The sequence below is a fragment of the Roseovarius sp. genome, from assembly GCF_018066915.1.
Lineage (GTDB): Bacteria > Pseudomonadota > Alphaproteobacteria > Rhodobacterales > Rhodobacteraceae > Roseovarius.
On the sequence record NZ_JAGPVV010000242.1, the window covers coordinates 1 to 7474 of the forward strand.

The 7474-nt window shown below is 65.0% G+C and carries 8 protein-coding genes and 1 pseudogene; 1 reads left to right on the forward strand and 8 read right to left on the reverse strand.

Going from position 1 to position 7474, the window contains the following annotated elements; genetic code table 11:
* The 8 genes and pseudogenes from KBT70_RS13455 to KBT70_RS13490 form a co-directional block, all read right to left on the reverse strand.
* Positions 1-337 (reverse strand): annotated as a pseudogene (locus tag KBT70_RS13455) (primosomal protein N' (replication factor Y) - superfamily II helicase); the annotation flags it as partial.
* A gap of 5 nt (positions 338-342) precedes the next feature.
* Entirely contained in the window at positions 343-765 is a 423-nt protein-coding gene (locus KBT70_RS13460) for a hypothetical protein (protein WP_296634458.1), read from the reverse strand.
* Positions 766-768: 3 nt separating this feature from the next.
* Positions 769-1881 (reverse strand): SPFH domain-containing protein, encoded by a 1113-nt coding sequence (locus KBT70_RS13465; protein WP_296634462.1) that lies wholly within the window; start codon positions 1879-1881, stop codon positions 769-771.
* Positions 1882-1912: 31 nt separating this feature from the next.
* The gene (locus KBT70_RS13470) at positions 1913-2863 is read right to left on the reverse strand and encodes a DUF2927 domain-containing protein (RefSeq protein ID WP_296634465.1); all 951 of its coding nucleotides are present in this window, start codon (positions 2861-2863) and stop codon (positions 1913-1915) included.
* Between the two features lie 7 nt (positions 2864-2870).
* On the reverse strand, positions 2871-4070 hold the full coding sequence (locus KBT70_RS13475) for a toxic anion resistance protein (protein ID WP_296634467.1): 1200 nt from the start codon (positions 4068-4070) through the stop codon (positions 2871-2873).
* A 12-nt stretch (positions 4071-4082) separates the two neighbouring features.
* A complete protein-coding gene (locus KBT70_RS13480; RefSeq protein WP_296634471.1) occupies positions 4083-4985 on the reverse strand; it encodes a 5-bromo-4-chloroindolyl phosphate hydrolysis family protein in 903 nt (300 codons plus the stop codon).
* A gap of 219 nt (positions 4986-5204) precedes the next feature.
* A complete protein-coding gene (locus KBT70_RS13485) occupies positions 5205-5597 on the reverse strand; it encodes a hypothetical protein (RefSeq protein WP_296634475.1) in 393 nt (130 codons plus the stop codon).
* A 4-nt stretch (positions 5598-5601) separates the two neighbouring features.
* On the reverse strand, positions 5602-6645 hold the full coding sequence (locus KBT70_RS13490) for an alkane 1-monooxygenase (RefSeq protein WP_296634483.1): 1044 nt from the start codon (positions 6643-6645) through the stop codon (positions 5602-5604).
* Positions 6646-6830: 185 nt separating this feature from the next.
* On the opposite strand from KBT70_RS13490, the gene KBT70_RS13495 reads away from it, so the two are divergent.
* Positions 6831-7474, forward strand: a 644-nt coding sequence (locus tag KBT70_RS13495; protein WP_296634487.1) for an NAD(P)H-dependent oxidoreductase subunit E, incomplete at its 3' end; no start/stop codon positions are given.

The window sequence follows — 7474 nt, forward strand, 5'->3', positions numbered from 1 at the left end:
CGGTGTCGGTCACGACCGGCGAGGCGCAGAACGGACATTCGGCGGCATGGGTATCGCTGCCCAGTTCCACCTGCGCGCCGCAGCTTGTGCAGGTGGTGCTGCGGACCTCTTCCATCTCTTGCGCGGGGAGTTGATCGCGCAGCGCGCGCTCAAAATCCAGCTCCTTGATCCCGCCTTTCCACGCCCCCCCCGCCACGATGGCATGAATATCGCCGCAATGATCGCAGATCAGATGATTTGCGCCCGGATCATAGCGGTAATCGGCACCGCAACTGACACAGGGAAAACGGTGCTGGGTTTCGGTCGTGACAGGTGCGGGGGGCGGGGTATTTTGCATTTGGCTCACAGGATATGATGCACGGCGCGTGGGGTGATGCGGCGCAACGCGCCGTCCCCGAGCGCCGTGTGTCGCCAGAGGTTGAAGGTGGCGTGCAGCGCAGAGGCCGCCAGCAGCGCCAAAAGCAGTTTGCGCGCCTCGGGGCCGGGCAAGGCATGACCGAGCGTCTCGGCCGCCAGCGCCACCGCCCCCCATGCCAAGAGCAGGTAGAGGGCGCGGTGCAACCACGGATGCAGCGCGCGCACGGCCCCGGTCAGTTTGGGCCCCGGACCGTTCATCAGGCCAAGGGCCAGCGCCAGCGCGCACATGCCAAGGGCCGACGCGGCATAGGCCAGCGACAGCCAGACCGTCGCCCCGCCATCGCCCAAGACGAAGAGCAGCAGCATCAGGTTCAGCCAGTGCAGCGTGATCGTCAGGGTCCGGCGCATGGGTTACGCACCCGGCGGCGGCGGTGGCATCACGGTAAAGAGCGTGGCCAGTTCCGCCACATCCTCGGCCCGTTTCCAGCCGTCTTGGCCAGCGGTCCAGACATGGCTGTCACGGGTCAGTTTGCCGTCCGTCACCATGCGCCCCAAGGAGGCTTTGGAATAGGGGCCATGGGTCTGACCGTTTTCGGCGATGTGCCAGACATGCTCGACAGGCGGTGGTGGTGGGCTCTGCGGGGCGGGGGCTGGGCGTGCGCCCCAAGGCCCCTGATCCGCCATCTGCTGCGCCATGGCCATGCCCATTCCCATGCCCAACCCGGCACCAATGCCCGCCCCACCGCTCGGGTTCTTGGCGGCGGCGGTCATCGCCTCTGCGGCAGAATATTGCGTGAACCGGCCCAGATCGCCCGCAATCCCCATCGAGGTGCGTTTGTCGAGCGCGGCCTCGACCTCGGGCGGGAGCGAGATATTCTCGATGTAAAACTCGGGGATGCTGAGGCCGTAGTCGGCCACCACGGTTGAAATCTCGCCCGCGACCAGTTTTCCCAGATCGGCGGTGTTGGCGGCCATGTCGAGCACCGGGATACCGCTTCCGGCGATGATCCGGCTGAAGGCCTGAACGATGATGTTGCGGATCTGAAAGCTGATCTCGTCCATGGTGAATTCACCATCGGTGCCGACGATCTCGCTCAGGAATTTCGCGGCATCCGCCACCCGCACCGTATAGGTGCCAAAGGCCCGGATGCGGGTCGGGCCGAATTCCGGATCGCGCAGCATGATCGGGTTCTTGGTGCCCCATTTCAGATCGTTGAACCGCGTCGTCGAGACGAAATAGATCTCGGATTTGAAGGGCGATTTGAAGCCGTGATCCCAATGATTGAGCGAGGTCAGGATCGGCATGTTGTTGGTCTCGAGCATGTAGAGACCGGGGGTGAAGACATCGGCCAATTGCCCTTCGTGGACAAAGACCGCCGCCTGCCCCTCACGCACGGTGAGTTTCGCGCCGTATTTGATCTCGTGGCCTTCGCGCTCGAACCGCCAGACCATCGTGTCGCGGGTGTCGTCGGTCCAGTGGATGACGTCGATGAACTGGCCGGAGAGGAAATCGAAGATGGGCATCGGGATACTCCTGTAATCGGATAATCGGGGATCACACCGGGCCGCCCGCCCGGGCATCCAGCAGGCGGCGCAGGATGGGGCGGGCTTGGTCGGGGGTCATGCCGGGTTTGAGATCGGGGTGATAGAGCAGTGAGAGCAGCTCTTCGTCATGGGTGGTGAGGAAGGCGAACTCGTCATCGTCGTTGAAGATCGAGGGGCGCGCGGCGGGGGTGTCATCGGCAAGGCCAAGCCCCTGCGCCAGTTCCTCGTGCACGCAGGATTGCCGCATGAGGGGCGGGTGTTCGGCCCGGATGAGGGCAATCGCGCGGCGATAGACGTGATCCTCGCCTTGGCCCGAAAAGGCCACCACAAGGCAATGGATGGTGCGCGGCATGTCGCGGAAAATGGCGATGGTGTTCGGCCCGGCCTCGGGGGCGAGCTGACGGATGCGCGCCAGCATGGTGTCGCGGTCATCCTCGCCCATGAAGAGGACGTGAAAATTGGCCGCCCCTCCGCCCGTGCTGATCGGATGGCGGGTGACATCTGCCAGCCGCGCGGCATAGTCGGTGACCAGACGGCGATCCTCGGCGCGCTGCTCCTCGGGGACAGAGGCGCCGAATTCAGTGTTGATGCGCACCGGCCCCACCCATTTGCGCAGGCCCCCGGCCCGCCCCGAGGATGGGCGATAGCCGGCACCCTGCTGATATTCGTCATAGAACGCGATGCGCTCGAAATTGCGCAGAAGGTCGGTGTCGGTATAGGGCGTGTCCGGCCCGCCCCCGTCGCGGCGCAAGAGGCCGCGACTGAGCAGATCGGATTCGACCCGCTGGTAATAGCTGGCCAAGGCCAAGCTATTGGCCGAGGGGCCGGAGGGCGCGGGCGGGGGGGCGATGGGGCGCTCAGTTGGGCGCGCCGAGGTGGCGGGCGGTGCAGGCATATCGCAAGCGGCCAGCGCCGTCAGCGCCAGCCCCAAAATGCCCCATCTCAGCCCATGGGCCCGCATGCCGCGCTTAGCCCTTGGGCACGGCGGTGCCTGCGGTGTCGCCCACCCCATCGCGCCGCGCCTTGGCCGAGGCCAGCGTGTCGCGCAAATCGGCCTCCATCTTTTTCAGGTCTTCTTCGGCGCGGGCGCGTTTGGCCTTGCCCTCGTCGGCGATTTGCAGGCTCTCCTGAATGGTGCCGATGAGGTCGGCATTGGCTTGTTTCACGGCCTCGATGTCGAACACGCCGCGCTCCATTTCCTGACGGATGACCTTGTTGCTTTCGCGCAGGTTCTTGGCATTGGCGGTCAAGAGCTCGTTGGTGAGGTCATTGGCATCGCGCACGGCGGCGGCGGCCTCGGCCGAGCGTTGGATCGTGACGGCCTGTGCCAGTTGGGTTTCCCAGAGCGGCACGGTGTTGACGAGGGTCGAGTTGATCTTGGTCACAAGGCTCTTGTCGTTCTCCTGCACGAGCCGGATCGAGGGCAGGGATTGCATCGTCACTTGACGGGTGAGCTTGAGATCATGCACCCGGCGTTCGAGATCATCGCGCGCGGCGCGCAGATCGCGCAGTTCCTGCGCCTTCATCACCTGATCATTCTCAGGGGCGGCCTGAACGGCGGCTTCGGCTGCGGGGATGACGGTGCTGTCCAGTTCCTTGAGCTTGGCCTCGCCCGCCGCGATGTAGAGGGCGAGTTCGTCGTAGAAGGCCAGCGTTTTCTCGTAGAGCATGTCGAGCGACTTGATGTCTTTCAAGAGCGTGTGCTCATGCGCCAGAAGGTCATCGGTGATCTTGTCGATCTGGCCCTGCACCTGCTCGAAACGGGCGGTGAACTTGGCAAAGGGTGCAGCCCGGCCAAGCAGTTTCTCCCACCAAGACCGCTCGCGCCGCACGTCAAGCTCGGACACCGCAAAGCCGCGGATCGTGGTCACGATCCCGCGCAGGCTATCGCCTGCCGGCCCCACATCCTTGTTGCGCACGCCTTGCAGCATGGCTTGGGAGATTTCCTGCAATTCGGCCTGCGCGGCAGAGCCGAAAGAGACGATGGATTGCGTATCGCCCATGTCGATTTCGGCCATGCGGCGGGTGATCTCGGCGCTTTGTGGCGCGTCGGCCTGATCGAGCGTCACGATGGCATTGGCCTCTGAGGGCACGGGCAGAACCGCGCGGCTGACGGCCTCGACATCCTTCAGCACGGCTTCGGCCTTTTGGCGGGTGGTCTCTGACATGGGTCGGTCCTTTTACGCTAAATCTCTGGTTTCAAGGTGAACGCCCTCGCGTTCGAGCCGGTCACGCAACACGTCGATCTCGATATCGAGATCGGTGGTGCTGTCCTGCATCAGCGCGCGGGTCTTGGCGGTGAAATTCTGTTCGAGGTCGCCCAAGAGCGCGAGGTATTTGTCGCGCGCGGCGGGGTTGGGGGCGCGGGCGTGCAGATCGGCGAACTTGACCGTCGCATCGCGTGCACCCATCAGGTAGACGCCCAGATACTTGCGCGCCGCCGTCAGATCGCGGGGGTCATCCTCGACCGTGCGCAGCATGTCACGCACGATGATCTGGAAGCGTTCAAGCCGGGTTTCCGCCTGCCGGTCGCCCGCACGCGTGAGCGCGTCGGTCATGGCGCGCAGATAATCCTCGGCCTGATCGACCACGCGCGCCACCCGGTCGCTCTGAAAGCTGTCGACGCCCTCCATCCCCTTGTCCTTGAGCGGATCAAGACCAAAGGCAAAGCTGTGCAGAACCGCGCCGAGGGTGGCATAGATGAGAGGCTCCAGAAGCCCGCCGCCGCTGGCATAGCCCGCCAGTCCAAGGCCAATGCCGGTGAGCACGGAGGCAAAGATCTTGCGCGGGATGGCCGGGCGGCGCGCGATCTTGCGCGCCTCATAGGCCTCTTGCGCCAGAATCCCCTCGCGCGTGAGCCATGCGGCCAAAAGCAGCGCGCCGAGGGCCCCAAGGTTGAACGCCAGTTCCACCGGACCCGAGGCAAAGGCCCGCGCCGCCAGTGGCAAAGGTGCAAAGAAGAGGAGGTTGACGCGCCCGCCCGCCCGCGTGCGCCGCGCGCCGCGAAAGCCGCCCCGGTCCGGGCTTGGGTCGCCCTTGTCCGCACCGTCGGGGCTATATTTGCCGCCAAACCGCTGCGCCATCACACGCCCCCCGTGGCCGCGACAAAGAGGATCAGCGCCACCAATAGCAGGAACGCCAGTTTCTGAAGTCCCGTATCACTCATGGTGCCCCCATTGCCGGTTTCCATACGCCTGCCATGAACTTAGGCGATGGGGGTCCGGCTTGCTAGGGGGAAGATTTCAAACCCCGGCGCAGGGGGGAGCGGGGAATGAGTATTTTTTCCAAGAAGAAGCCGGGGATCACACGCCGATTTTTGGCCCGAGGCACATCAGCGGCGCCTCGGAACGGCGCACCTCGTAGAGTTCCGAGAGGCTCTGTTCCCCGGCAAAGCGTGCAATCAGCCCTTGCTCGGTGCGCTCAAAGCTCCAGCATTGCGGGTCGGGGCGGTTGTCATAGACAAAGCAGATGAGCCCGCGCTCTTCATACCAATGCCCGTCCTGACACTCGCCATCGAGAAAGGACCAGCGCACGCGGCGGTCGGGCAGATATTCCTCGCCACCATAGGGCGCGCCGCCTGCGCCATAATAAAAGGTCTGACCGCGGGTATAGGCATCGAATTCCTCTGCCGACATCTGCGCCAGGGCCGGGGCCGCGACAAAAGCAACGAGGCAGGACAGGATCAGGGCACGCATGGCATTAGCCTGCCAGATCGGCTGCCGCGCCGCCAGAGGATTCGCGCCAGCGCGCGGCGCGGCGGTCCATGACGCGTCGCCAGAGCGGCGGCACCAGCGCCAGCACCGCCATCACCGGCAGAGACTGTGGCAGGGTCGGCATGGTGGCGCGGTCGAGTTGCAGCGCCGGATAGGGGCGGTGCGGTGTCACATGGTGATCTGAATGACGCGGTGCATTGAGCGTCATCGCCGCCGACATCACATGCGGTGCGTTCCAGGAATGCTGCGGGCCGACCGGCTCCAGACGGCCCTCGGGGGTGCGGGCGCGGTGCAGGCCGTAGTGTTGCACATAGTCGGACAGGAGGATCTGGATCTGCGCATAGCCCGCGATAAAGAAAAGTGCGGCCACACCAGAGGCGCCGAGTTGGGCGGCGGTGACAAGGACGAGGGCCAGAGCGCCGCCAAGATAGGCCACATAGGGGTGTTGCCAGAGCGGGCGGTCGCCCTGCAGGCGCGATTCGGCGATGAACCCCGCGCGGAACGCCCCCGGCCAAGCGCGCAGCAGATAGCGATAGAACCCTTCGCCGGGACGCGCGCTGCTGGGATCATCGCGGCTTGCGACATGCACATGATGCACCCGCAGATGTGCGCTGGCGTGATGGCCAAAGAGCAGCGAGGTATAGATGAGCCGCCCAAGGCGTCGTTTGGTGCGGGCGCTGCGGTGGATGAGTTCATGCGCCACGGGATGCGAAATCTGGCCGGAGGTGAGCCCGGCCGCGAGGGCCACGAGGGCGCGGTCGAGCGTGGTAAGATCGTTCTGGCCCGAAACCGCCCAGATCGCCAGCGCCAGCACCGCGACATGCCCCAAGCCCAGCCCCACCAAGAGCCAGTCGGCGGCGGGAAATTCGGCCTCTGGATCGCGATTGCCGCCTGGCGTTATCAGCCTGTCGAGCGTGAACACCAGCACCGTGATCGTGCCCACGGCCAGCCAGCCCCAGACCCCACCCCAGAGCGCGGCGCAGGCAGTGAGGATCAGCGGCAGACTGGCGGCGAATGAAAAGAGCGGCATCAGCGGTTCCCGGTTTTGCCGCAGTCTAATCCGGGGCAGGGGCCGCGCACAGGGTTTCCTTGCCGCACCCCGCCGCATTTCATGCGCCGATCAACGCGAATGGTGGTGCAAATGTCGTTTTTGAGGGCTCTGCCCCCAGCCCGGCCCGCTAGTTTCGGGCGCAACAGGGAAAGAGGATGATCGCAATGGCATTGGATGATCGCAAAGGCGTCTGGAAATCCGGCAAAGGCAAGGGCCGCCGCACGACCAAGGGGCGTCCGCTCGAAGATGGTGTTTGGGCCGAGGTTCAGGCACTCTTGGGCGAGGGACCGCGGCGGCGCGACCTCTTGATCGAGTATTTGCACCTTATTCAGGACAAATTCGGCCATCTGTCGGCGGCGCATCTGCGGGCCTTGGCCGAGGAAATGCGGCTGTCGCAGGCCGAAGTCTATGAGGTTGCCAGCTTTTACGCGCATTTCGATGTGGTGCGCGAAGGCGAGACACCGCCGCCCGCCCTCACGATCCGGGTGTGCGATTCGCTGAGTTGCGAGCTTGCGGGTGCGCAGGCGCTGAAATCCGCGCTGGAAGAGGGCGTTGATCCGGGGCAAGTCCGCATCCTGCGCGCGCCCTGCATGGGGCGGTGCGACACCGCGCCTGTGGTGGAACTGGGCCATCACCATATCGACCACGCCACGCCCGAGAGCGTTCTGGCGGCGGTGGCGGCGGGGGATACCCATGCCCATGTGCCGGATTACGAAGGATTTGACGCCTACCGCGCGGCGGGCGGCTATGCCACGCTGACCGAGTTGCGCGCCACGACAAATGCGGACGCAGAATTCGAGCGTGTGCA